Here is a 22,460-nt window from a genome sequence, read left to right as displayed (position 1 = left end):
ACAATACTGCACGGTCCAGTACGCTTATGTTCAGCTGCTGCTGCCAATCCTACAACGTTGGTTTTCCGTTAAAGGCCACCATGACCTCATCCCGGCCACCGCTGGTGCAGTTGTCCAACGTGCGTATCGACCGCGGCGGACGCACCATCCTGCGCGACGTTTCGCTGCAGGTGCCACGCGGCAGCATCACCGCCGTGCTTGGCCCTTCCGGCAGCGGCAAGTCGACGCTGCTGGCCGCGTTGACCGGCGAGCTGCGTGCGGTGAGCGGCAGCGTGCAGCTGTTTGGTCAGGATATTCCGCACGGCAACCGCGCGCTGTTGGAAATGCGCAAGAACGTCGGTGTGCTGCTGCAGGGCAATGGCCTGCTGACCGATCTGAGTGTGGCCGACAACGTGGCCCTGCCGCTGCGAGCGCATACGCGCCTGCCCGAGGCGGTGCTGCACCGCCTGGTGCAGATGAAGCTGCATGCGGTCGGCCTGCTGGCTGCCGCCGATGCCTGGCCGCGCGAGTTGTCCGGCGGCATGGCGCGTCGCGTCGCGCTGGCACGTGCGCTGGCCCTGGATCCGCCGCTGATGATCTACGACGAGCCGCTGACCGGGCTGGACCCGATCGCCTCGGGCGTGATCATGAGCCTGATCCAGCGCCTCAACGACAGCCTCGGCCTGACCAGCATCATCGTCAGCCACCACGTGCATGAAACCCTGCCGATCAGTGATCAGGCGGTGGTGATCGCCAATGGCGGCATCGTCTTCTCCGGTACCCCGGATGCGCTGCAGGCCAGCCAGGACCCGCTGGTGCGCCAGTTCCTGCACGGCGAGCCCGACGGCCCGATCCCGTTCGATGCGCCGACGCGCAACTACGGGCTGGAGAACGCGTGATGGTGCCGATGCACGAAATGCGTGATTCCTGCCCCCTCTCCCGCATGGCGGGAGAGGGTTGGGGTGAGGGCGCTTCTGCGCTCAAGGCTGCCCCCCTCCGCCCTTCGGGCACCTCCCCCCGCAAGCGGGAGGAGGACAACAGCGGCTTCTGCACCTCCAACACTTCAGGAGTCGCTCTCTGATGCCCTTCGCCTCCTCGATCCGCTCACTCGGCCGCGCCGGCCTGTTCTCGCTGACCGTGCTGCGTGGTTCGCTGCCGACCCGCGATTTCCTGGCCGAGCTGACCCGCGAGATCTACAAGATCGGCGCGCGTTCACTGCCGATCATCGCGGTCGGTGGTGCCTTCGTCGGCCTGGTGCTGACCCTGCAGGGCTACCGCACGCTGACCACGTTCGGCGCTTCCGATGCGTTGTCCACGTTGCTGGGCCTGTCGCTGTACCGCGAGTTGGCCCCGGTGCTGACCGCGCTGCTGTTCATCGGCCGCGCCGGCAGCTCGATTGCCGCCGAGCTGGGCCTGATGCGTGCCACCGACCAGATCAAGGCGCTGGAACTGATGGCCATCGACCCGATCGCCAAGGCCGTGGCACCGCGCTTCTGGGCGGCGGTGCTCACCGTGCCGTTGCTGACCGGCATCTTCTGTTCGCTGGCCATCGCCGGTGGCTATTTCGAAGCGGTGCACGTGTTGGGCCAGGACAACGGGACGTTCTGGTCGGGCCTGCGCGGCAGCGTCGACTTCTGGGACGACTTTGCCGTGGCCCTGCTCAAGTCGGCGATCTTCGGCGGCACCGCGGCTTTGGTGGCCGCGTATGTCGGCTTCCACGCCGAGCCGACCATCGAAGGCACCTCGGTAGCGACCACCCGCGCGGTGGTCAACGCATCGCTGCTGGTGCTGATGTTCAACTTCGTACTGTCGGCGTTGCTCTTCCAGTAATGACCCCCACGCCACGCGCCCGTCGCGTGGGAACAGAAACACAACGGCTTCGCCCACCGCGAAGCACCAGATGGATCAGGAGTGAGATAACAACATGGCCATTCGTGGACCACGACTCGAATTTTCCGTCGGCGCCTTCCTGCTGCTGGCCCTGGCCTCGCTGCTGGTGTTGGCCGTCGCTTCCACCAACCAGCGCTTCGGTACCGGCGGCGGTGATTACGTGCTCACCGCGCGCTTCTCCCAGATCGGCCAGCTGCGCAAGCAGGCACCAGTGAAGATCGGCGGGGTGACCATCGGCCAAGTGGCTGATATTCAGCTGGACCCGATTAAATACGATTCCATCGTCACCCTGTCCCTGGACAGCAAGTTCAAGGACATGCCCGGCGATACCTCGGCCGGCATCTTCACCAGCGGCCTGTTGGGCGAGAGCTACATCGGACTGCAGCCGGGCGGTGACCCGGAGCCGCTCAAGTCCGGTGACGAAATCGCCTTCACCCAGCCGGCGGTGGACCTGCTGCAGCTGGTTGGCAAATACATGTTCAGTGGCGGCGGCAATGCAGCCGGTGCCAACGGCAACGAAACCCCCGGCGCAGACGCGCCCGCAACGGAACCGCAACCATGAAAGTGAAACTGCTCACCGCCGTGCTCGCTTCGGCCCTGCTGGCCACCACGCCGTCGCTGGTCATGGCGCAGGCACGTCCGGCCGCCACCGCTGCCCAGCCCTCGGCCGCCGGCCGCACCGTGCTCGATGCCAGCAGCCGCATCCTCACCACCCTGGAAAGCCGTCGCGCCGAATTCCGCACCAATCCGGCCGCGCTGCGCAGCTTCATCGACAGCGAGCTGAGCCGCACCTTCGACCGTGATTACGCCGCCCGCCTGGTGCTGGGCGTACACGGCCGTGGCGCTGCCGATGCGGACGTGAAGTTGTTCGCTGACGCCATGGCCGACAACCTGATGTCGCGTTACGGCTCCACCCTGCTCGACATCCAGGGCAAGCCCAGCTTCCGCTACAAGGCGGAAACCGCGCTGCCGGGTAACCGCGGCGTCAAGGTGTCCACCGAGCTGGTCCGCGCAGGCAGCGAGCCGACCCCGGTCGAATACCTGATGCGCAACGTCAACGGCCAGTGGAAGATCTTCGACGTGATGATCGAAGGCATCTCCTACGTGCAGACCTTCAAGAACCAGTTCGATGCGCCGCTGCGACAGAAGTCGATCAAGCAGGTGGCCACCGAACTGCGCAGCGGCAGCATGCAGGCCGCCGCAGGCCCGGCTCCCCGTGGCAAGTGACGTCACTTTCCGCATCGAGGGCGACACGCTGCATCTTGCCGGCGTGCTCGACCGCGATGCGGTGACCGAACTGTGGCCGCAGCTGGTGCGTGGGCTGGGCCCGCTGCGTCAGCTGGACCTGCAGACGGTCGAGCGCATCGACAGCGCCGGCCTGGCGCTGGTGAGCGAACTGGCCGCGCGCCTGCGGGCCCAAGGCGGCGGCAACGTCACCGGCACGCCTGCGGGCCTGCAGGAACTGTGTGCTGCTTACCGGCTGTCACCGACCCTCGATTTCAACGCATCCTCAGCAGGAAGCTGACATGAGTCTTCTCCGCACCCTCCCCCTCCTTGTCATCATTGCCCTGCTGGCCGCCTGTGCCGGCAAGCCGGCACGTGATGCCGCGCCGCCCGTAGCCACCGTGGTGACGCCGGCCGATGCGCCGGCCACGGCCGAGGCAACGCAGCCCGCTGCCGGTGCCGATGTGCAGTCCGTCGCAGCGGATGCCGGCAGCGATGCCGTTGCGCAGAACGACGTTGCCGGCACCTCCAGCGATGAGGCCGCACCTACCGCCGCCGAAGACGATTTCGCTGCGCTGTATGGCGGCCCGGTGTCCAGCGCAAACGGTGACACCGACAGCGGCGCACCGCCGGCCTACGATCCGTGGGAGAAGTACAACCGCGGCGTGCACCGCTTCAACAACGCGGTGGATCGCAGCGTCGCCCGTCCTCTGGCAACGGCCTACACCCGCGCCGTACCGCAGTTCGCCCGTACCGGCGTGACCAACTTCTTCAGCAACCTGCGCTCGCCGCTGACGATGGTCAACCAGCTGCTGCAGGGCCATGCCGATGATGCGTGGGACACGCTGGGCCGCTTCCTGATGAACTCCACCTTCGGTATCGGCGGCCTGTTCGATCCGGCCAGCAAGGCGATGGTGCCCAAGCGCAGCGAAGACTTCGGCCAGACGCTGGGTACCTGGGGCTGGCGTCAGTCGCGTTATGTGGAACTGCCGTTCTTCGGCCCGCGGACCGTGCGCGACGTGCTCGGCCTGGCCGGCGACATACCGCTCTCGCCGGTCCGCAAGATCGAGATGGACAAGGTACGCATCGGTCTGCAGGGCCTGCAGCTGGTGGACGTGCGTGCGCAGTTGCTGTCGATTGATTCCCTGCGTGACAGCGCGGTGGACGAGTACTCGCTGACCCGCGATGCCTGGCTGCAGCGCCGCAGCTACCAGATCGAAAAGGACCTGCGCCGCGACGGCAAGCATGACGATGACAGCCAGTCGCCGATTCCGGTCGACGCGATGCCGATGCCTGACTGGGGCAACTGATCGCCCTTGCCGCATGAGACAAAAAAAGCCCGGGTTTCCCCCGGGCTTTTTTTGCTGCCCGGTGTGCGCAACGCAGCTGCCCGGATTATTGCGTTATACCGCCTCGGCGCTGGACCGGGCAGTCCATTCCAGAACATGCACGCGCACCGCAAAGGATTCGTTGCCCGGCATTCGGCCTTCGACCATGCGCACCTGCCTGAAACCGCGCGCCTCATAGAACGCCAGGGCTGCGTTGTTGCCGGCCAACACCTCGATCGACAGCGGTCCGTGGGCCAAAGCCGCATCCACCAGCGCCGCACCAATGCCACGACGGTAGCAGGCCGGATCCACGTACAACCAGCTCAGCTCATCGTCACTGAAGGCAACGAAGCCCTGCACCACGCCTGCATCCTCGGCGACCAGCACGGTGTAAGCGAACAGGTCTTCGCGTTCGGCCGCTACTTCCAGCGGAAGGAAGGCGTTGGCCAATCCCGCATCACGCAGTTCATCCCTGCGTGCGTGATCGTGGATGACACACAGTCGGCGCCAATCCTGTTCACGATAGGGACGAATCAACATGTGCAACGACTCCACTCCGATCAGGGCCGATCATCGCATTGATCAGAGATGGCAACGAAAAAGCCCGGAAGAATCCGGGCTTTTTGTTTGGGCATTTGTTCCCGGCTTTCGTATGAGCGGCCGGAGCCGCTCATACCGACAACCCAGTTCGCGTCGCTTACGCCGCCAGCGCCTGGTCGATTGCCGCGCGCAGGCCCGCGTCATCGGCCGCGGTGTCCGGCGAGAAGCGGCCGATCACGCTGCCGTCCTTGCCGATCAGGAACTTCTCGAAGTTCCACAGCACGCCCGGTGCCGGATTCGGTTCGATGTTGAAACCGATCAGCTTCTCGCGCATCGGACCCTCACCGGTGGCCACCGGCTGCGCAGCGGTCAGCTGCTGGTACAGCGGATGCACATCGGTGCCGGCAACGCTGATCTTGGAGAACAGCGGGAAGCTGACATCGAAGTTGAGCGAGCAGAACTGCTTGATCTCTTCCTCGCTGCCCGGCTCCTGGCCGTTGAAGTTGTTGGCCGGGAAGCCCAGCACTTCAAGGCCGGCATCCTTCTTTTCGCGGTACAGCTTTTCCAGGCCTTCGTACTGCGGGGTCAGGCCGCACTTGGAGGCGACGTTGACCACCAGCAATACCTTGCCACGATAGTCGCCCAGCGAAGCCGGTGCGCCGTCAATGGTGGTCAGCGCGGTGTCGTACACGGAAGCAGTCATAGCGTGTTCCTGGTGGGGTGATGGAGCGCAAGCATAAACCGGCAGCCCGCCGCTTATGCGTCACTGGCATCAATGCTCTGTTCTTCGCCTTCGTCATCGCCACCAAGATCGCCCAACAGCGCCTGTGAGGCATCGGCCGACAGTGATTCCACACCGCGCAGCTTGCGTTCGATGGTGCGGGTCTTGCGGCTGGCGTCGCCCAGGCTCTTGCCGACGGTGTTGATCTGCTTTTCCGCCCGTTCGAGGATGCCGGCGAACTTGCCGAACTCGCCCTTCACCGCACCGAGCAGGCTCCACACTTCGGAGGAGCGCTGTTCGATGGCCAGCGTGCGGAAGCCCATCTGCAGGCTGTTGAGCAGTGCGGTGAAGGTGGTCGGTCCGGCGATCACCACGCGGTGCTCGCGCTGCAACACATCCACCAGCCCGGGGCGGCGGATGGTCTCGGCGTACAGGCCTTCGGTAGGCAGGAACATCACCGCGAAATCGGTGGTGTGCGGCGGCACGATGTACTTCTCGCTGATCGATTTGGCCTGCACGCGGATGGCGCGTTCGAGCTGGTTGCCGGTGGTACGCACGGCTTCAATGTCACCGGCTTCCTGTGCATCCAGCAGGCGCTCGTAGTCCTCGCGCGGGAATTTGGAGTCGATGGGCAGCCATACCGGCGTTTCATCGTTGCCGCGTCCCGGCAGGCGCACGGCAAAGTCGACGATCTCGCCGCTGTCCGGGCGCACCTTCACCCCGCGCGCGTACTGCTCGGCGGTGAGGGTCTGTTCAAGGATGTTGTCCAGCTGCACTTCACCCCAACCGCCTCGGTTCTTGACGTTGCTCAGCACGCGCTTGAGGTCGCCCACGCCGGTCGCCAGCTGCTGCATTTCACCCAGCCCACGCTGCACCTGCTCCAGCCGTTCGGAAACCAGCTTGAACGAGGAATCCAGCCGCGTGTTGAGCGTGCTCTGCAGCTTTTCATCGACGGTCTGCCGCATCAGTTCGAGCTTGGCGGCGTTGTCGCCCTGCAGGTCCTTCAGGCGTGCTTCCAGCGTCTGCCGCATTTCGGTGATGCCGGTTTCGTTGCGCTGGGTCAGTTCAAGCAGGCGCTGGCCGAGCATTTCGCCGAAACGTTGCTGCGCCTGCGCGCCCTCCTCGCGGCCCTTGCGGGTATCTTCCAGCAGGGCCTGCTGCAGGCTGGCCAGCTGACGTGCAAAGGCTTCCATCCGCACCTGCTGTTGTTGGCCGAAGACATCGAGTTGGTCGCGAACTTCCTGCAGCCGCGCGCCCAGCAGCTGGGACAGCTGTTGCTGGACGTTGCTGTTTTCATCGCGGCCCTTGCGGGCGTCGTCGGTGAGACTATCGCGCAGCAGGTCCAGGCGCTGGTCGGTGCGTGTGGACAAGTCGGTGAGGTTGCGGCCAAAGCCATCCATGCGCGTGTCCTGCTGGCGGGTCATCGCCTCCAGGTGTTCGCGCAGTTCACCGCGGCCGATGCGCTGTTCTTCGCGCAATGCGTTCTCCAACGCGGTGTTGTCGGCACGACGGAACAGCAGCACCAGCTGCAGCACGACGACGGCGACCAGCAGGCCGGCCAGGATCAGGGTTTCAGTTTGCATGAGGGAAGTTTAGCCTCCTGCGTCTCATCGGCTGCGTCGCATCTGCGATCATGTACGCCCCCACGCGCCGTCCATTCCCATGAAGTTGCTGCCTTCCCTGTTGCTGGGCCTGTGCTGCCTGCTGCCGCTGTCGGCACTGGCCGCCAGCTCGCAGACTGTCACCTCGCCCGATGCGCTGCCCGCCCATGACACGCGGCCCAAGGTCTTCCTGGCCGGCAGCATCGAGATGGGCAAGGCTGGTGACTGGCAGCAGCAGGTGCAGCAGGCGCTGGCCGACGACGGTGTGCTGATGCTCAACCCGCGCCGAGCCGACTGGAATCCCGCCTGGCGGGCTGAAGCCGACGAACCCGAGTTCCGCCGCCAGGTGGAATGGGAGCTGGCGGCGCTGGAACAGGCCGACATCGTGCTGATGTATTTCACCCCCGGTACGCAGAGCCCGATCACGCTGCTGGAATTCGGCCTGTATGCGCGCTCGGGCAAGTTGCTGGTGGCCGCACCGGCCGGCTTCTGGCGCAAGGGCAACCTGGACATCACCGGCGACCGCTATGGCGTACCGCGCTACGACGACCTGCCGGCATTGATCGCCGCCGTGAAGCAGCGCTTGGCCGAACAGCGCGCGCCCTGAGCCCGGAGCCACACCATGCCGTGGATGGGCATCAACGATCTGGGCACCTTCGTGGTGGCCGTGATTCTGTTCCTGATGTTGCCCGGCCCGGGCACCTTCACCCTGCTCACCGCGACCGCGCGCGGCGGGGTACGCGCCGGTTACGCAACGCTGGCCGGTTTGATGCTGGGCGACCAGATCCTGATCGCCATTGCAGCCACCGGCGTGGCCGCGCTGCTGCAGGCGCATCCGATGCTGTTCGCCGGGCTGCGTTACATCGGCGCGGCGTACCTGATCTGGGTAGGCAACCAGCTGCTGCGTGAGCCGGCAGCGGGGAGCAACGGCAGCGGTGCCGTGCAGCATGGCCGGCGCTGGTTCCGCCAGGCGTTGCTGGTCGGGGTGCTCAACCCCAAGGCCATCCTGTTCTACATGGCCTTCTTTCCGCTGTTCATCGACCCGGCCACGCAGCGCGGTGCGCTGACGATGGCGACGATGGCGTTCCTGATCGCGGTGCTGAGCGTGGGTTGGTGCTCGGTGCTGATCTTCGGTGGCCAGTTCATCGCCCGTCGCCTGGCTGGCTATCCGCGCGTTGGCGTGTGGCTGCGCCGGGCGGTGGGTGTGTGCCTGGTGGTGTTCGGGGTGCGATTGGGGATGGAGTAAGGACGGGGCTTCGGTCTCGGCCTCCGCTTTTGGCTCTTCCCTTCTCCCGTTCACGGGAGAAGGTGCCCGGGGGGCGGATGAGGGGAAGCGCGCAGCGCGCGTTCAAGCTGATTGTTGAAGCGCCTGCGTCGAACAGGCACTCCCATTTCGATCGGCCCTCCTCCGCAAGACGCTTGCGGGAGAGGGCTAGAGCACGGGCCTCACACCGCCGCTGCCCTGTACGATCCGGTCATTCCCACGCTTTCGTGGAGGCCCACTGTGGATATCCACTGCAAACGCGCCTACGAGACCGCCAGCGCCAGCGACGGGCAGCGCTTCCTGGTCGACCGGCTGTGGCCGCGTGGCGTCAGCCGTGAGGCGTTGCATGCCATCTGGCTGAAGGATGTCGCGCCCAGCACCGAGCTGCGGCAGTGGTTCGACCACCGCGCCGAACGCTGGGACGAATTCCAGCAGCGCTATTGGCAGGAACTGGCCACTTATCCACAGCACCTCAAGCCACTGCGTGATGCGCTCGACGCCGGGCCGATCACGCTGGTCTACGGGGCGCGCGATACCCACTGCAACCAGGCCGTGGCGCTACGCGACTACCTGCGCGCCCATCCCCGCCATTCACATTGACGGCTGCCATCGGTTTTTGTGCCGGTTCCGTCACCGATGGCAGGGGCAGCCGCCAAGGCTCAGTAAAACCGTGCATGTTTCTGGCTTTGCTGCACTGCATTCGGCGACACTCGCCGACTTCCTGAATCACTACGAACCGCGAGGTCCGCATGCAATCCTGGCTCCGGCGCAAGTCCATCGACCAGCTCACCGAACATGAGGAAGGCCGCCGGCTGATCCCCACGCTGAGTTGGCCCCATCTGGTTGCGCTGGGCATCGGTGCCATCGTCGGTACCGGCATCTACACGCTGATCGGCGTGGGTGCGGACAAGGCCGGCCCTGCGGTGCTGCTGTCCTTCATCATCGCCGGCGTGATCTGCGCCTGTGCGGCGCTGGCCTATGCCGAGCTGTCGACGATGATGCCGGCCGCCGGCAGCGCCTATACCTACAGCTACAGCGCACTGGGCGAGACCGTCGCCTGGGTGGTGGGCTGGAGCCTGATCCTGGAGTACTCGCTGGTGGTCAGCACCGTCGCGGTGGGCTGGTCAGGCTACTTCGTCGGCTTCCTGGAGTGGCTGCACACTGCTTTCGGCTGGAATGTGATGCTGCCGCAGGCACTGGCCGCCGGCCCGCACGTGGAAGGCGGTTTCATCAACCTGCCCGCCATCGTCATCACCTTCCTGGTTGCCGGCATGTTGATGGTCGGCACCAAGGAAAGCGCCACGCTCAATGCGGTGCTGGTGGTGCTGAAGCTGATCGCGCTGGCGGTGTTCGTGGCGGTCGCACTGCCGGCGTTCAACCCGGAAAACCTGCAGCCGTTCATGCCCTATGGCTTCCCCAAATCGCTGAGCGCCGATGGCGTGGAGCGCGGCGTGATGGCGGCGGCAGCAATCATCTTCTTCGCGTTCTATGGCTTTGATGCCATTTCCACAGCGGCCGAAGAGACCAAGAATCCGGGCCGTGATCTGTCCATCGGCATCGTCGGTTCGATGATCGGCTGCACCATCATCTACCTGCTGGTGGCGACCGCTGCGGTCGGTGCGATGAGCTACACCGTGTTCGGCAAGAGCGCCGAGCCGCTGGCGCTGATCATGCGGGAGCTCGGTCACGGCACTGCTGCGCTGGTGATCGGCATCGTGGCGATCATCGCGCTGCCGACGGTGCTGTTGGCGTTCTTCTATGGCCAGAGCCGCATCTTCTTTGTGATGTCACGCGACGGCCTGCTGCCGCGCGGCCTGTCCAAGGTGAACAAGCGCACGGGCACGCCAGTGACCATCACCGTGTTCACCGCCGTGCTGGTGGCGGCGATGGCCGGCGTGGCGCGTCTGGATGAAATCGCCGCGCTGGCCAATGCCGGCACGCTGGCCGCGTTCACCGCCGTGGGTCTGTGCCTGCTGGTGCTGCGCAAGCGCGAGGCTGGCCGCGAGCGCAAGTTCCGCGCGCCGCTGGCATGGATCATCGGGCCGATCGCGATCCTGGGCTGCATCTACCTGTTCTTCAGCCTGCCCACCCGCACGCAGCTGTGGTTCCTGGCATGGAACGCGCTGGGCCTGGTGGTCTATGTGCTGTACAGCCGTCGCAACGCGGTGCTGGGACAGCGCAAGTAATCCACAGGCACTCTGTGGATAACCGGAAAGGCGGGCACGATGCCCGCCTTTTTTGTGGGTGCCGTCCGCTCCGGTGTGTTCGTGCAATCAGGATTACATTCGAAATATTGCTGTCATCCGATACTGGAAGACTGCCCCGGCGACGATGACGCCGGGGCCTCTCACCGCCATTCTGCTGGCCCCGCTCGCCTCGTCGGTTTCTTCCACGATCCAGGACGGGCCGACATTTGGGGATGGCCTGTCCCTCCATGACAGGCAACTCTCCCGATGACGCGAAACCTGCTTGCCCTGGCCATTGCATTGGCCGTGGCTCCCGTTGCTCATGCCGCTGAAACCGCCGGCCCGAATTCCGCCACCGAACTGGATGCCGTCTCTGTCATCGGCAGCGGTGAACTGCGCCAGGTGCAGCGCATCACGCCGGAGAACCTGGACGTGCTGCCACCAGGCACGAGTCCACAGAAAATATTGAACCTGCTGCCGGGCGTGAACGCGCAATCGGTGGATGCACTGGGCACCAACGAGCAGTCGATGACCCTGAGCCTGCGGGGCTTCACCGGCAGCAAACTCGGCTACACGCTGGACGGCGTGCCGCTGGGCGATGGCGCCTACAACAACTACAACGGTCTGAGCATCAACCGCGCGCTGATCTCCGAAAACCTCGGCATGGCCGAGCTGGCGCAGGGCATCGGCAACCTGTCCACGCCGTCCACCAGCAACCTCGGCGGCGCCATCGCTTATTTCTCCAACGCACCACTGCAGCAGATGGGCGGTCGCGTGTCGCAGAGCTTCGGCAGCGATGGCAACCGCCGCAGCTTCGCCCGCTTCGACAGCGGCCAGCACAACGGCTTCTCGATGTACGTGTCCGGCATGTACGCCACCTCGGACCTGTGGAACGACCAGACCGCCTACAACACCTCCACCACCCGCCAGTTCAACACCAAGGCGGTATACGAGAACGAGTGGATGCGCCTGACCGGCTTCGCCGACGCTTCGCGCACCTCGCAGGCCAACGACTTCTACCTGTCCAAGGACGCCATGGCGCGCGGGTTGGGCTGGGACTGGGGCGGCTATGCGCCGAACTGGAACAAGGCCGTGGCCAAGGCCTACTGCAACAAGAACACCTACGTGGCCGCGCGTTGCGACAGCAGCGGCCCGGACACCGATGCCGACGGTGCCTTCACCGCCGGCCAGATCCTGCGCAACGATGACCTGTACTACGCCTCGGCCGAGTTCTTCCCCAACGATGACGTAACCCTGCGCGTGCTCGGCTACCACCACGAAGACCAGGGCGAAGGCCACAACTGGAACAGCGGTGCGTGGTCGAACAAGGGCACCGCCAAGGAACTGCCGATCATCTTCCGCAACACGCTGTACTCGATCGAGCGCAGCGGCGGCACCATCGGTGTGGAATGGCAGATGGGGATCCACCGCCTGCAGGCCGGCGGCTGGTACGAGAGCAACACCAGCAGTGCTTCGCGCTACCAGAGTGCGGTGGACGGCCCACGCGACTTCAGCGGCCTGGCCAAGGGCCAGCCGGATACCGGCGTGTTCGCCCAGGAGACCCGTTGGCAAACCCGTCAGGTGTACCTGCAGGACACGGTCAGCCTGATGGAAGACCGCCTGCGCCTGGAGGCCGGTTTCAAGACCATCGATGCCCGCTCCGATGCGCGCGCGCTGCCGGGCGTGGCCAAGACCCCGATCTCCCCCAGCTCCAACAACCAGTTCGCCACCGGCAGCCTGCGGGCCAAGGACAGCTTCCTGCCCAGCGCTGGCGTCTATTTCCAGCTCGACCCGCACCAGGAGCTGTTCGCCAGCTTCGCCAAGAACATCGCCATGTTCCAGGGCGGCTTCAAGCTCGGCCCGCAGGCTGTCAGCCAGGCCACCTGGAACAGCCAGGCGACGCTGGAGCCGGAGAAGTCGCGCACCTTTGAAGTGGGCTACCGCTGGATCGGTAACAGCCTGCAGCTGTCGCTGGCCGCCTATGACGTGCGCTTCGACAACCGCCTGCTGCAGTACAACCCCTGCGATTCGCGCCAGCCGGTGGGGCCGCTGTGCGGCAACCGCTTCTACAACGTCGGCAGCGTGACCAGCCGCGGTGCCGAGCTCACTGCACTGTGGACCGCCAGCGAACGCCTGAGTTGGTACAGCTCGGCCTCGTACAACGATTCGACCTATGACTCGGACTACACGCAGAACGGCGTCGTGGTGCCGACCAAGGGCAAGACGCAGGCCGATACGCCCAAGCTGCTGCTGTCCAGCGAACTGCGCTGGAACGCCGGTCCGTGGTCGGCTCAGCTGCGCGGCAAGTACACCGGCGAGCGCTTCTACACCTACACCAACGACCAGGGCTTCGGCGGCTACACCACCTTCGATGCCGGTGCCGCCTATGACTTCGGCCAGGTCGGCCTGCTGAAGAAGGTGAAGCTCTCGCTCAACGTGAGCAACCTCACCGACAAGCGCTACGCCAGCAACCTGGATTCGAGCGTGTTCGCCGCCACCGACCCGGACGGCAAGCTGTATGTGTTCCATGCCTCCGCCCCGCGCCAGGTATTCGGCACGCTGGATGTGCGTTTCTAAGCGGAGCCTTCGATGCCACTGTTCGCCACTGCTCTGCTCGCCGCCGGCCTGGCCGGTGCCAGCTTCACCACCCCGCACCTGGTCACGCAGCCGCCACCACGCAGCCTGCAGATCAACGGGCAGCAGTACATCGACCACGGCCTGGTCGCCGCCGGCAGTCTGCCGGCGGCGACGCGGGATTTCCTCGGCGATACCTTCGGCTCGTTCTCGTCACTGGCCGTCGCACCGGGCAGTTGGACGCGTGATGCCGATGGCGGCTACCGCGGCGTGTTGTGGACACTGCCCGACCGCGGCCGCAACGATCCCGGTGCCGGCCTGTTCTACGACTACCCGGCGCGGCTGGAGAAACTGCAGCTGCACATCGCGCCGGGCAAGAACGGCACCGCTGGTGTTGTGAGCCTTCAGGTGGATGGCGGGCTGGAGCTGCGCGATTTCGACGGGCAACCGTTCACTGGCGCCGACCCCGGCAATGCCAGCCAGGTCCGCCACGGCATCCGTCTACCGGTCCCGCGCAGCGGCACCGGGGGCGGCAAGATCTCGATGGATGCCGAGTCGTTGCAGTTCACCACCGACGGCCATTTCTACGTGGGCGACGAATACGCGGCCAACGTGTACTACTTCAGCCCCGATGGCCACCTGCAGGGCGTGCTGGTACCGCCGCCGGCGGTGCAGCCGATGCGCGACGGCCAGCCCGATTTCGGTTCGCTGCAACCGCCGCGCAGTGGCCGCCGCAACAACCAGGGCGTGGAAGGCATGGCCTTGTCACCGGACGGCACGCGCCTGTTCGTGGCATTGCAGAGTGCGCTGGTGCAGGACAGCAGCAGCGGTGGGGCCGATGGCCGCATCAATACCCGCGTGCTGGTCTACGACGTGTCGCTGGACCCGTTGCCGAAGCAGCCGCTGCAGCACTTCGTGGTGCAGTTGCCGGCCTACACCGCCAAGGGCGATGGCGCTGGGGCCAACCGCACCGCCGCGCAGAGCGAGCTGCGTGCGCTGGACACACACCGCTTCCTGCTGCTGGCCCGTGACGGCAACGGCCTGGGCAGCGACAAAACCTGGCCGGCGGTGTTCAAGAGCATCCTGCTGGTGGATACCGACGGTGCCAGCAATCTGGCCGGCAGCGCCTATGAAACCGGCACCACCTCGCTGCTCGCCGACCCGGCGCACAGCATGCTCAAACCCGGCATCATCCCGGCCCGCTGGAGCGAACTGCTGAATCTGCTCGACCCCAGTCAACTGGCACGTGTCGGCCTGCACCTGGACAGCGCGCGCCACAACGACCCGCAGCTGTTCTCGGAAAAGTGGGAGGCCATGGATCTGCAGCCGGCGCTGGACCCGGCGCGTCCGGATGACTGGCTGCTGTTGGTCGGCAACGACAACGACTTCATCGCCCATCACTGCGTCATGCAGGGCGAGCGCTGCGATTCGGCGTTCGACAATGACAACCGCGTGCTGGTCTACCGGCTGACGTTGCCGGCCGCGCGCTGAGTGAGCGAACCCGGGTGCGCTGCGCCTCCCCGGGTTGCACACCGCACCTTGAGGTAACCCGGACACGCGTCAGCGCATCCGGGACCACGCTGCTTACGGGGCAGCCTGCCTGGCGGCGTAATCCTGCGCCTGGCGCATCACCCGCAGCACGTTGCCGCTCCAGATGTTGGCGATCTGCGCCTCGCTCAAGCCACGGCGCTGCATCCACGCGGTGATCTTGGGCAGGTCGCTGGCGTCCTGCATGCCGGTCACGCCGCCGCCGCCGTCCCAGTCCATGCCGATACCGACATGATCCGGGCCGACCACGTCGAGCATGTGGCCGAAATGCTGGAAGAAGTCATCCAGCGTGGCCTTGGGCCGGGGGTACTGCTTGTCCAGCTCGGCCATGGCGCTGGCCAGTTCCGCGCCCTTGGCCATGGTCATGTTTTCCCAGCCACCCAGTCGCTTCTCCAATGCTTCCTCGGCCTGCTTGCGCTCGGGGCTCTTGGTTTCGTCGATCAGGTAACCGCCGTAGGCATTGGCCTGGATCACCCCACCCTTGGCCGCGAGCTGGCGCAGACGCGCGTCGTCGAGGTTGCGCGCGTGGTTGAAGATCGCCTTGGCCGAGCTGTGCGACAGGATGAAGGGCACCGGCATCATGTCGATGAGGTTGTCGAACACCGCATCGGAGGCGTGCGACTGGTCGATCACGATGCCCAGCTTCACCGCCTCGTTGACCAGCGCCTTGCCCGTCGGGCTCAGCCCTTTCCATTCGGCGCCCTTGGGGTCGGTGGCCGAATCAGCGAATTCGTTGTTGGCGAAGTGCACCGTCGACATCAGCCGCAGGCCAGCAGCGTGGTAGAAGCTCAGCAGCGACGGGTCGGCCACCAGCGGGCTGCCGTTCTCCATGCTGATGTAGACCACGCGCTTGCCGGCGGCCTTGATCCGCGCCGCATCGTCGGCCGTCAGTGCCAGCTGGAACTTGTCCGGGTTGGCCGCCAGCATTTCGTGGATCTGCATCATCCGCTGCAGACCATGGTCGCGCTCGGCGCGGTGCGCGGCCTGCGTGCGGTCGCCCTGGTCGGTGTAGATCGCAAAGAAGCCACCATCCAGCGCGCCTTCCACCATGCGCGGGTAATCCACCTGCGACAACGCATTGTGGTCATGCCGCTGCATGATGTTGAAATCCGGCCGGGCGAAGTTGGCCGGCGTATCCAGATGCGTATCCAGGGTGAGCAGCCGCTGCTGCAACGCACTGGCCTTGGCCAGTTCGGCCTGGCTGAACTCCACCGCCGAGGCGGCAAGCGGCCAGCACAGCGACAGGGATACCAACAGGGACAGGGGACGCAGCGTCATGAGGCCTCACCGTGGATGGAAAGGCCGACCTTAACGCTGTGATGGCGCCACCGGCCAGTGACGGACGGCATGGGCGTGGGGCGACAAGAGCCCTCCTCCCCTTCGCCTGTGGCGCAAGGGAGGAAGCCAATCCCGCGAACCGGCAGATTCAGCGCGCGGCGTTCAATCCACCACGCGGCAGAACACGGCCTTGAGGTAACGCGATTCCTGCACGTGCGCCATGAACGGGTGATCCGGGCCGGCGCCGGCCACCTTCAGGATCTGGATGGTGCGGTTGGAATAGAACGCGGCACGACGCAGCATGTCCAGGAACTGATCCTCGGCCACCAGGCCGGTGCAGGAGAACGTGGCGAACAGACCACCCGGCTTGACCACGCCCAGTGCCAGCTTGTTCATGTCCAGGTACTTCTTCAGTGCGGTGATGACCTGGTCGCGGTCGCGGGTCATCTTGGCCGGATCCAGGATCACCACGTCGTACTGCTCGCCGCGGTTGGCCGCATCGCGCAGCCACGGGAAGATGTCGGCCTGCACGAACTTGGGCTTGGCGTTGTTCAGACGCGCGTTGCTCTTGGCGATCTGGATCACGTCCTGGTCGATGTCCACGCCCAGTACCTCACTGGCACCGCGCGCGGCGGCGTACACCGCAAAGCCACCGGTGTTGCAGCACAGGTCCAGCACGGTCTTGCCTTCCACCTGCTGGCTCAACCACTCACGGTTCTCACGCTGGTCGGCGAAGAAACCGGTCTTGTGCGCGCCGGCCGGGTCGGCACGGAACTTGATGCCGTATTCGGTGATCACCGACGGCTCGGTGGTGGTGTTGCCGTGGAAATCGAAGCTTTCCTGCTTCTGCACGTGTTCGTCGGCGAAGCTGTGGAAGCGGCAGCCCGGGAACTGCTCGCGCAGCGCTTCATAGATCCACTCGCGGTGGCGGAACATGCCGGCGGCGAAGAACTCGACCACGATCAGGTCGGCATAACGGTCCACGACCAGGCCGGACAGGCCGTCACCCTCACTGTGGACCACGCGCCAGGCGTCGGAGATCGCGTCGAGCTTGAGCACGTCACGACGCAGCGACACCGCATCGGCGATCTTGCGGGAGAACCAGGCCTGGTCCACCGCCACATCCGGATCGGTTTCCAGAATGCGCACGGCGATACGCGAATGACCGTTATAGAAACCACGGCCGATCCACACCTCATCCACGCCGACCACGTCGACGATGGTGCCCGACTTGGGCTTGACGGTCGGCTTTTCGACCAGCTTCTGGAAAATCCACGGGTGGCTGGAGCGCCACGCGTTCTTCAGGCGTACGACGGGAAGTGGGGTATTCATGGCGCTATTGTAGCCGTGCCGGGCCTCGGCCCCGAGGGGCACTCGTTGACTGTGGCGACCATAGGCCGCAGTATTCAGCCCCAGAAGGGGAGTAGCTCCCAGACGTTGTCGCCGTCAATTCGAGCCGCAAGGCTCCGGTGCAACGGCAGTTCCGACCGCCGGGACTGTGAGCAAGACCTTCGCCGCATTGGCGAAGCTCTGTCCCCGGTCTCCCCTGATTCCGTGTCCAGCTCTTGGCCTGTGTGGTCCCGAGAACCTTTCACATGACCGGAAATCCCCATGATTCAGACAATTGGTAATCCCTGGCTTTGGGGCGGCTTCGTTGCCGTCGTCATTGCCGCCCTGCTGATCGACCTGGTGCTCATGCGCCACGGCGGCCCGCACAAGGTCACCTTCAAGGAGGCGCTGTGGTGGTCGCTGGGCTGGGTGGCGCTGGCCCTGGCCTTCAACGCAGGCCTCTGGTACTACCTCAATGAAACCGCCGGCGTGGCCGTGGCCAACGAAGTGGGCCTGCAGTTCCTGACCGGTTACCTGATCGAGAAGGCCCTGGCGGTCGACAACATCTTCGTGTTCCTGCTGATCATGGGCTACTTCGCGGTGCCCGAGACGCAGCGCCAACGCGTGTTGATCATCGGCATCCTGGGTGCCATCGTGCTGCGCACAGTCATGATCTTCGCCGGCACCGTGCTGGTCAGCCAGTTCCATTGGCTGCTGTACGTGTTCGGCGCGTTCCTGCTGTTCACCGGTTGGAAGATGTGGACCGCCGCCGGCGAGGAGCCCAGCCTGGACAACAACCCGGCGCTGAAGTTCATGCGCAAGCACCTGCGCATCAGCCATGAGTACAACGGCAACCGCCTGGTCACCGAGAAGAACGGCGTGCGCTGGTTCACCCCGATGTTCGTGGTGCTGATCCTGATAGCGGTCACCGACGTGATCTTCGCGGTGGATTCGATCCCGGCCATCTTCGCCATCACCACCGATCCGTTCATCGTGCTGACCTCGAACGTGTTCGCGGTGCTGGGCCTGCGCGCGATGTTCTTCCTGCTGGCCGGTATGGCGGATCGCTTCCACCTGCTGCCGTATGGCCTGGCGGTGATCCTGGCGTTCATTGGTACCAAGATGCTGCTGATCGACATCTTCAAGATCCCGGTGCCGGTGTCGCTGGGCGTGGTGGCCGCGATCCTGATCGCCACCATGATCCTGAGCCTGAAGATCCCGCCGAAGCAGAACCACGGCTGATACCCCGTGCCACCGGCGGGATTGTCCCGCTGGTGGCACGCCTGTTCCCGAACGCGGCCCCCTTGCAATCGCGGGGGCTGCCGCAAGTTCTGATGTCATGGATACGCAGATCGCGCCTGACACCGGCAACGCGCCGGCCCGCAATGACCGCAGCCGCGTGCTGCGCGCCTTCAACCTGAGCCTGGGTTTCGTGCTGCTGCTGGTGGCGATATTCGCCGTTCAGAGCAGTGGCTGGGACTGGCGGGCGTGGTCGGTTGCGCCCTTGGAAAGCCACGGCCTGCTCGGCCTGCTGGGCGCGCCGCTGCTGCACGGTTCCATCGAACACCTGGGCGCCAACGCAGTCGCCCTGCTGATCCTGGGCACGCTGGCCGGCAGTGTTTATCCACAGGCCACGCTGCGCGCGTTGCCTTTGCTGTGGATAGGTTCCGGCCTGGGTGCCTGGTTGCTGGGCGATATCGGCAGCCACCATCTGGGCGCCAGTGGCGTGACCCACGGCCTGATGTTCCTGGTCTTCGTACTGGGCCTGCTGCGCCGTGACCGTCAGGCCATCGCCGCCAGCATGATCGGCTTCCTGTTCTACGGCAGCATGTTGATCACCATCCTGCCGCACGAGCCGGGCGTGTCGTGGCAATCGCACATGGGCGGCGCTGCCGCTGGCCTGATCGCCGCATTGATGTTCCGCCGTGCCGACCCGATGGCAGCGCGCAAGCGCTACAGCTGGGAAGACGAAGAAGAGGAAGACGTGCAGCCGCTGGCTGACAACGAACTGGAGCCACCCGCGCCAGGCCGGGTGCCGGTGCTGTGGCAACCCCGCGAAGGCCGGGACTACGAAGTCGTGGTGCCGCTGCGGCGACGCGACCCGGACAGCCCGCAGTAGGTTTGTTTCTGCTTGTTGGTTGGGGCTGCTTGGGAGCTGCCCCTCAACCCAACCACCCGATCCTCAGGGAGCGCCATCCACCGCACGACGCCCCAGCGCCGGATCGTCGGTAAACAAGGCATCAATTCCCGCCTGCAGGAACACACGCATCTCGGCCACGGAAGCATCGGGATTGCGCGCGGTCTCCGCCCCTTGGCGCAACGCCGGCGGCAGGAAGGGATTCTCAGGCCGGAACGTGTAGACCACCACCTGCAGGCCGGCGGCATGCGCATCGGCGGTCAATGCCGTCGGCGCACCCAACCGGCCCTGCACATCCATCGGCACCACGGCGCGCTTCTCGGCGCCGATGGCATCGGCATAGGCGGCGACGTCACGCAGCCCGGCGGGCGTCATCATCTGTGCATAAGTCAGTGAACCGCCGGCCAGCGTGACATCGGCCGGTTTGTCTGCGGGGTTACCCACCAACTGCAGCAGGCGGATGTTGGAATCCTTGCCCAGTTTTCCGCGCAGCGCACGCAGGTTGTCGGTCTCGAACGACTGCAGCAGGATCGGCGCGACGTTGGTATAGGGATTGCCTCGTAGCGTGGCCAGCAGCTTGTCTTCCATCGGCAGGCCGATGCCACGGAAATAGCTGCCGTGCTTGATCTCCGGTGCCAGGCCGATGCCACGGTTGGCGCGCCCGGCCTGCTGCACCAGGAAGCTGATGATCTCGTCCAGCGAGGCGATGCGGAATTGCCCATCGAAGGCCGTGCCGCGCACCTGCGGCAGGCGCTCGCGGGCGTACAACGTCTTCAGCTCGGCCAGGGTGAAGTCTTCGGTGAACCAGCCTTCCTCGGCCTGCCCGTCGATCACCTTGCGGGTGCGGCGGTCGGCAAATTCAGCGCGCGTGGCGACATCGGTGGTCGAACCGATCTCGTTTTCGTGACGGGCCACCATCACCCCGTCCTTGGTCATCACCAGATCCGGCTCGATATAGTCGGCGCCGTCGGAGATGGCCTGTGCATACGCAGCCAGCGTGTGTTCCGGCAACAAGGCGCTGGCGCCCCGGTGCGCGTACACCGATACCTGTGGATAACGTGGTGCGGCTTGGGTTTCCATTACCCCGCAGAATGCCATGACCCCGCACACCAGCAACCACCCACGCCACTTGGACACCCGTTCACTCCATCGCGCACAACGGCGCCGACCTGCAGAAAGAGGCGGCATTGTGCCTTCGACATGTGACGTCAGGATGTACTTGCGCGACGCGGTTTCAGGAAGGTTGCCAGCGCCAACCTTCCTCCGTGGCCCGCAACCGCGCGCTGATGCCGATGGCCTGCAGAAACGCTTCGTCATGCGATACCACCACCAGGGTGCCGCGGTACTGGCGCAGCAGTGATTCCAGTGCCGCCAGCGCATCCAGGTCGAGGTGATTGCCCGGCTCGTCCAGCAGCAACAGCTGCGCCGGGGGCTCGGCATACAGTGCGCAGGCCAGTGCCGCTTTCAATCGCTGCCCGCCACTGAGCTGCGCCGATGGCAGCTGCGCCTGGGTTGCATCCAGCCCCAGCAAAGACAGGCGACTGCGCAGCTCGCCCTCCTCCATCTGCGGGTTGCATGCACGCACGCCCTGCAGCGCGCTGAGGTGGGCGGGCAACAGCTCCAACTGTTGATCCAGCAACGCCGCCGGCACAAGCAGCTGCGCTTCACCTGAGCGTGGTGCCAGTTGTCCGGCGAGCACTTTCAGCAGCGTCGATTTGCCCGCGCCATTGATGCCGCTGACAGCGACGCGCTCGCCACGACGCAAGGCCAGCTCCAGGCACTGCAGCGATTCCGCAACAAAGGGCAACTGCACCTGCTGCAGCCGTGCGACCCATTCGGGCGCGGTTTTTTCCAGCACCGGAGGCAGAAGCACCGGCGCCGGTTCGTCGATCAGCGCCTGTGCCTGGCGTACCGCATCATGCAGGGTTTCGTGCCGCTGCTGCAGTTGCTGTTTGGCCTTGCCCAGGCTGGCCTGGGCCCGTTGCCGCTGCAATCCCAGCAGGATCGGTGCCTGATTGGCGTTCGCGGCGTCACGATTGCCGCGTGCGCTGCGCTGCTCCAACCGTTGCCGCTGCGCCTGCAGTGCCTGCTCGCCTTTGCGGCGCTCCTGCCTGCGCTGCTGCAGCAGGGTTTCCGCCGCCGCCTTCTCCGCAGCACGCGCCTGTGTATAACTTTCGTGGTTGCCGCCATGGCTGCTTAGCCCCTGCGGCGACAGTTCGATGATGCGCTGCACCTGATCCAGCAACAGCCGGTCGTGGCTGACCAGCAGATAGCCCTGCCCACGTTGTGCCAGTTGTTGCTGCAGCCATTGCCGGCCGGCCAGATCGAGATGGTTGCTGGGCTCGTCGAGGATCAACAACTCCGCCGGCTGCAGCAATGCGCCCACCAAGGCGACGCGCATGCGTTGCCCGCCGCTCAAGTTGTCCACAGGCGTATCAACATCCACGCCTTGCAGGCCGGCATCGGCCAACGCCTGCTGCAGGTTGTCGCGCAAGCCCCATTGCTCGCCCACGGTGTCGAAATCGGCTTGTTGCGTGCTGCCGGCCTCGATCCGGCGCAATGCATCCACCACGTTATCCACAGCCGCAAGTTCAGCCACGCGCTGCCCCGCAGGGGCGGCCACCTGCTGGGCCAGGTAATGCACCCGGCCGATACGCCGGCATTGCCCGGCACTGGGCTCGCGCAGGCCTGCCAGCAGCTGCGCCAGCACACTTTTGCCCACGCCGTTGCGCCCGACCAGGCCCGTGGGCCGTGCGTCGAACCGAGCGTTGAGGTCGGAAAAAAGGCAGCGCCCATCAGGCGTGTGCCAGGCGACGCTGTCCAGCGTCACCGATACGGTTGTCGTCATGCGTTGTTCCATC

The 22,460-nt window shown here is 65.4% G+C and carries 21 protein-coding genes; 14 read left to right on the top strand and 7 right to left on the bottom strand.

Annotated elements, in window-relative coordinates; all coding sequences use genetic code 11:
- Positions 1-80: 80 nt before the first annotated feature.
- The 6 genes from ABB26_RS17525 (at position 81) to ABB26_RS17500 (ending at position 4,403) form a co-directional block, all read left to right on the top strand.
- Positions 81-878, top strand: a complete 798-nt coding sequence (locus tag ABB26_RS17525; protein ID WP_057636000.1) for an ABC transporter ATP-binding protein — start codon at positions 81-83, stop codon at positions 876-878.
- Positions 879-1,059: 181 nt separating this feature from the next.
- Positions 1,060-1,809, top strand: a complete 750-nt coding sequence (locus ABB26_RS17520) for an MlaE family lipid ABC transporter permease subunit (RefSeq protein ID WP_057635999.1) — start codon at positions 1,060-1,062, stop codon at positions 1,807-1,809.
- A gap of 94 nt (positions 1,810-1,903) precedes the next feature.
- Positions 1,904-2,431, top strand: coding sequence for an outer membrane lipid asymmetry maintenance protein MlaD (gene mlaD / locus ABB26_RS17515; RefSeq protein ID WP_057635998.1), 528 nt, complete (start codon positions 1,904-1,906; stop codon positions 2,429-2,431).
- Positions 2,428-3,096: an MlaC/ttg2D family ABC transporter substrate-binding protein gene (locus ABB26_RS17510; RefSeq protein ID WP_057635997.1), complete on the top strand. Its 669-nt coding sequence runs from the start codon at positions 2,428-2,430 to the stop codon at positions 3,094-3,096. The genes mlaD and ABB26_RS17510 overlap by 4 nt, the downstream gene beginning before the upstream one ends.
- Positions 3,086-3,394, top strand: coding sequence for an STAS domain-containing protein (locus ABB26_RS17505; RefSeq protein ID WP_057635996.1), 309 nt, complete (start codon positions 3,086-3,088; stop codon positions 3,392-3,394). Before ABB26_RS17510 ends, ABB26_RS17505 begins: the two co-directional genes overlap by 11 nt.
- Before the next feature lies 1 nt (position 3,395).
- Positions 3,396-4,403, top strand: coding sequence for an MlaA family lipoprotein (locus tag ABB26_RS17500; protein ID WP_057635995.1), 1,008 nt, complete (start codon positions 3,396-3,398; stop codon positions 4,401-4,403).
- A gap of 93 nt (positions 4,404-4,496) precedes the next feature.
- Here the strand turns inward: ABB26_RS17500 and ABB26_RS17495 are convergent, their stop codons facing one another.
- The 3 genes from ABB26_RS17495 to ABB26_RS17485 all read right to left on the bottom strand — a co-directional run bounded on the left by ABB26_RS17495 (position 4,497) and on the right by ABB26_RS17485 (position 7,265).
- The gene (locus ABB26_RS17495) at positions 4,497-4,961 is read right to left on the bottom strand and encodes a GNAT family N-acetyltransferase (RefSeq protein ID WP_057635994.1); all 465 of its coding nucleotides are present in this window, start codon (positions 4,959-4,961) and stop codon (positions 4,497-4,499) included.
- A gap of 157 nt (positions 4,962-5,118) precedes the next feature.
- Positions 5,119-5,664: a glutathione peroxidase gene (locus tag ABB26_RS17490; protein WP_057635993.1), complete on the bottom strand. Its 546-nt coding sequence runs from the start codon at positions 5,662-5,664 to the stop codon at positions 5,119-5,121.
- 53 nt (positions 5,665-5,717) lie between these two features.
- Positions 5,718-7,265: a DNA recombination protein RmuC gene (locus tag ABB26_RS17485; protein ID WP_057635992.1), complete on the bottom strand. Its 1,548-nt coding sequence runs from the start codon at positions 7,263-7,265 to the stop codon at positions 5,718-5,720.
- Between the two features lie 79 nt (positions 7,266-7,344).
- Here ABB26_RS17485 and ABB26_RS17480 point away from each other — a divergent pair, with 79 nt between their 5' ends.
- The 6 genes from ABB26_RS17480 (at position 7,345) to ABB26_RS17455 (ending at position 14,798) form a co-directional block, all read left to right on the top strand.
- The gene (locus ABB26_RS17480; RefSeq protein WP_057635991.1) at positions 7,345-7,890 is read left to right on the top strand and encodes a nucleoside 2-deoxyribosyltransferase domain-containing protein; all 546 of its coding nucleotides are present in this window, start codon (positions 7,345-7,347) and stop codon (positions 7,888-7,890) included.
- 15 nt (positions 7,891-7,905) lie between these two features.
- A complete protein-coding gene (leuE, locus tag ABB26_RS17475; protein ID WP_057635990.1) occupies positions 7,906-8,529 on the top strand; it encodes a leucine efflux protein LeuE in 624 nt (207 codons plus the stop codon).
- A gap of 258 nt (positions 8,530-8,787) precedes the next feature.
- Positions 8,788-9,147, top strand: a complete 360-nt coding sequence (locus ABB26_RS17470) for a DUF488 domain-containing protein (protein WP_057635989.1) — start codon at positions 8,788-8,790, stop codon at positions 9,145-9,147.
- A gap of 149 nt (positions 9,148-9,296) precedes the next feature.
- Positions 9,297-10,733, top strand: coding sequence for an amino acid permease (locus ABB26_RS17465; protein ID WP_057635988.1), 1,437 nt, complete (start codon positions 9,297-9,299; stop codon positions 10,731-10,733).
- 267 nt (positions 10,734-11,000) lie between these two features.
- The gene (locus tag ABB26_RS17460) at positions 11,001-13,310 is read left to right on the top strand and encodes a TonB-dependent receptor (RefSeq protein WP_057635987.1); all 2,310 of its coding nucleotides are present in this window, start codon (positions 11,001-11,003) and stop codon (positions 13,308-13,310) included.
- 12 nt (positions 13,311-13,322) lie between these two features.
- Complete coding sequence (locus ABB26_RS17455) at positions 13,323-14,798, top strand: esterase-like activity of phytase family protein (RefSeq protein WP_245626264.1); 1,476 nt, start codon at positions 13,323-13,325, stop codon at positions 14,796-14,798.
- 93 nt (positions 14,799-14,891) lie between these two features.
- Here ABB26_RS17455 and ABB26_RS17450 read toward each other — a convergent pair whose 3' ends face one another.
- The gene (locus ABB26_RS17450; protein ID WP_057635986.1) at positions 14,892-16,133 is read right to left on the bottom strand and encodes a dipeptidase; all 1,242 of its coding nucleotides are present in this window, start codon (positions 16,131-16,133) and stop codon (positions 14,892-14,894) included.
- 162 nt (positions 16,134-16,295) lie between these two features.
- A complete protein-coding gene (locus tag ABB26_RS17445) occupies positions 16,296-17,465 on the bottom strand; it encodes a class I SAM-dependent rRNA methyltransferase (RefSeq protein ID WP_057635985.1) in 1,170 nt (389 codons plus the stop codon).
- Positions 17,466-17,747: 282 nt separating this feature from the next.
- On the opposite strand from ABB26_RS17445, the gene ABB26_RS17440 reads away from it, so the two are divergent.
- Together ABB26_RS17440 and ABB26_RS17435 are read left to right on the top strand one after the other, a co-directional pair.
- Positions 17,748-18,704, top strand: coding sequence for a TerC family protein (locus tag ABB26_RS17440; RefSeq protein ID WP_057636014.1), 957 nt, complete (start codon positions 17,748-17,750; stop codon positions 18,702-18,704).
- Positions 18,705-18,801: 97 nt separating this feature from the next.
- Positions 18,802-19,581 (top strand): rhomboid family intramembrane serine protease, encoded by a 780-nt coding sequence (locus tag ABB26_RS17435; RefSeq protein ID WP_057635984.1) that lies wholly within the window; start codon positions 18,802-18,804, stop codon positions 19,579-19,581.
- 63 nt (positions 19,582-19,644) lie between these two features.
- On the opposite strand, the gene ABB26_RS17430 is transcribed toward ABB26_RS17435, so the two are convergent.
- Together ABB26_RS17430 and ABB26_RS17425 are read right to left on the bottom strand one after the other, a co-directional pair.
- Complete coding sequence (locus ABB26_RS17430) at positions 19,645-20,697, bottom strand: glycerophosphodiester phosphodiesterase (RefSeq protein ID WP_057635983.1); 1,053 nt, start codon at positions 20,695-20,697, stop codon at positions 19,645-19,647.
- Positions 20,698-20,833: 136 nt separating this feature from the next.
- Positions 20,834-22,447 (bottom strand): ATP-binding cassette domain-containing protein, encoded by a 1,614-nt coding sequence (locus ABB26_RS17425; RefSeq protein ID WP_057635982.1) that lies wholly within the window; start codon positions 22,445-22,447, stop codon positions 20,834-20,836.
- Positions 22,448-22,460 lie beyond the last annotated feature (13 nt).

The organism is Stenotrophomonas humi (assembly GCF_001431415.1).
GTDB classification, from domain to species: Bacteria; Pseudomonadota; Gammaproteobacteria; order Xanthomonadales; family Xanthomonadaceae; genus Stenotrophomonas; species Stenotrophomonas humi.
Note: the sequence above shows the minus strand (reverse complement) of the source record. Positions and strands in the feature narration are given on the sequence as shown.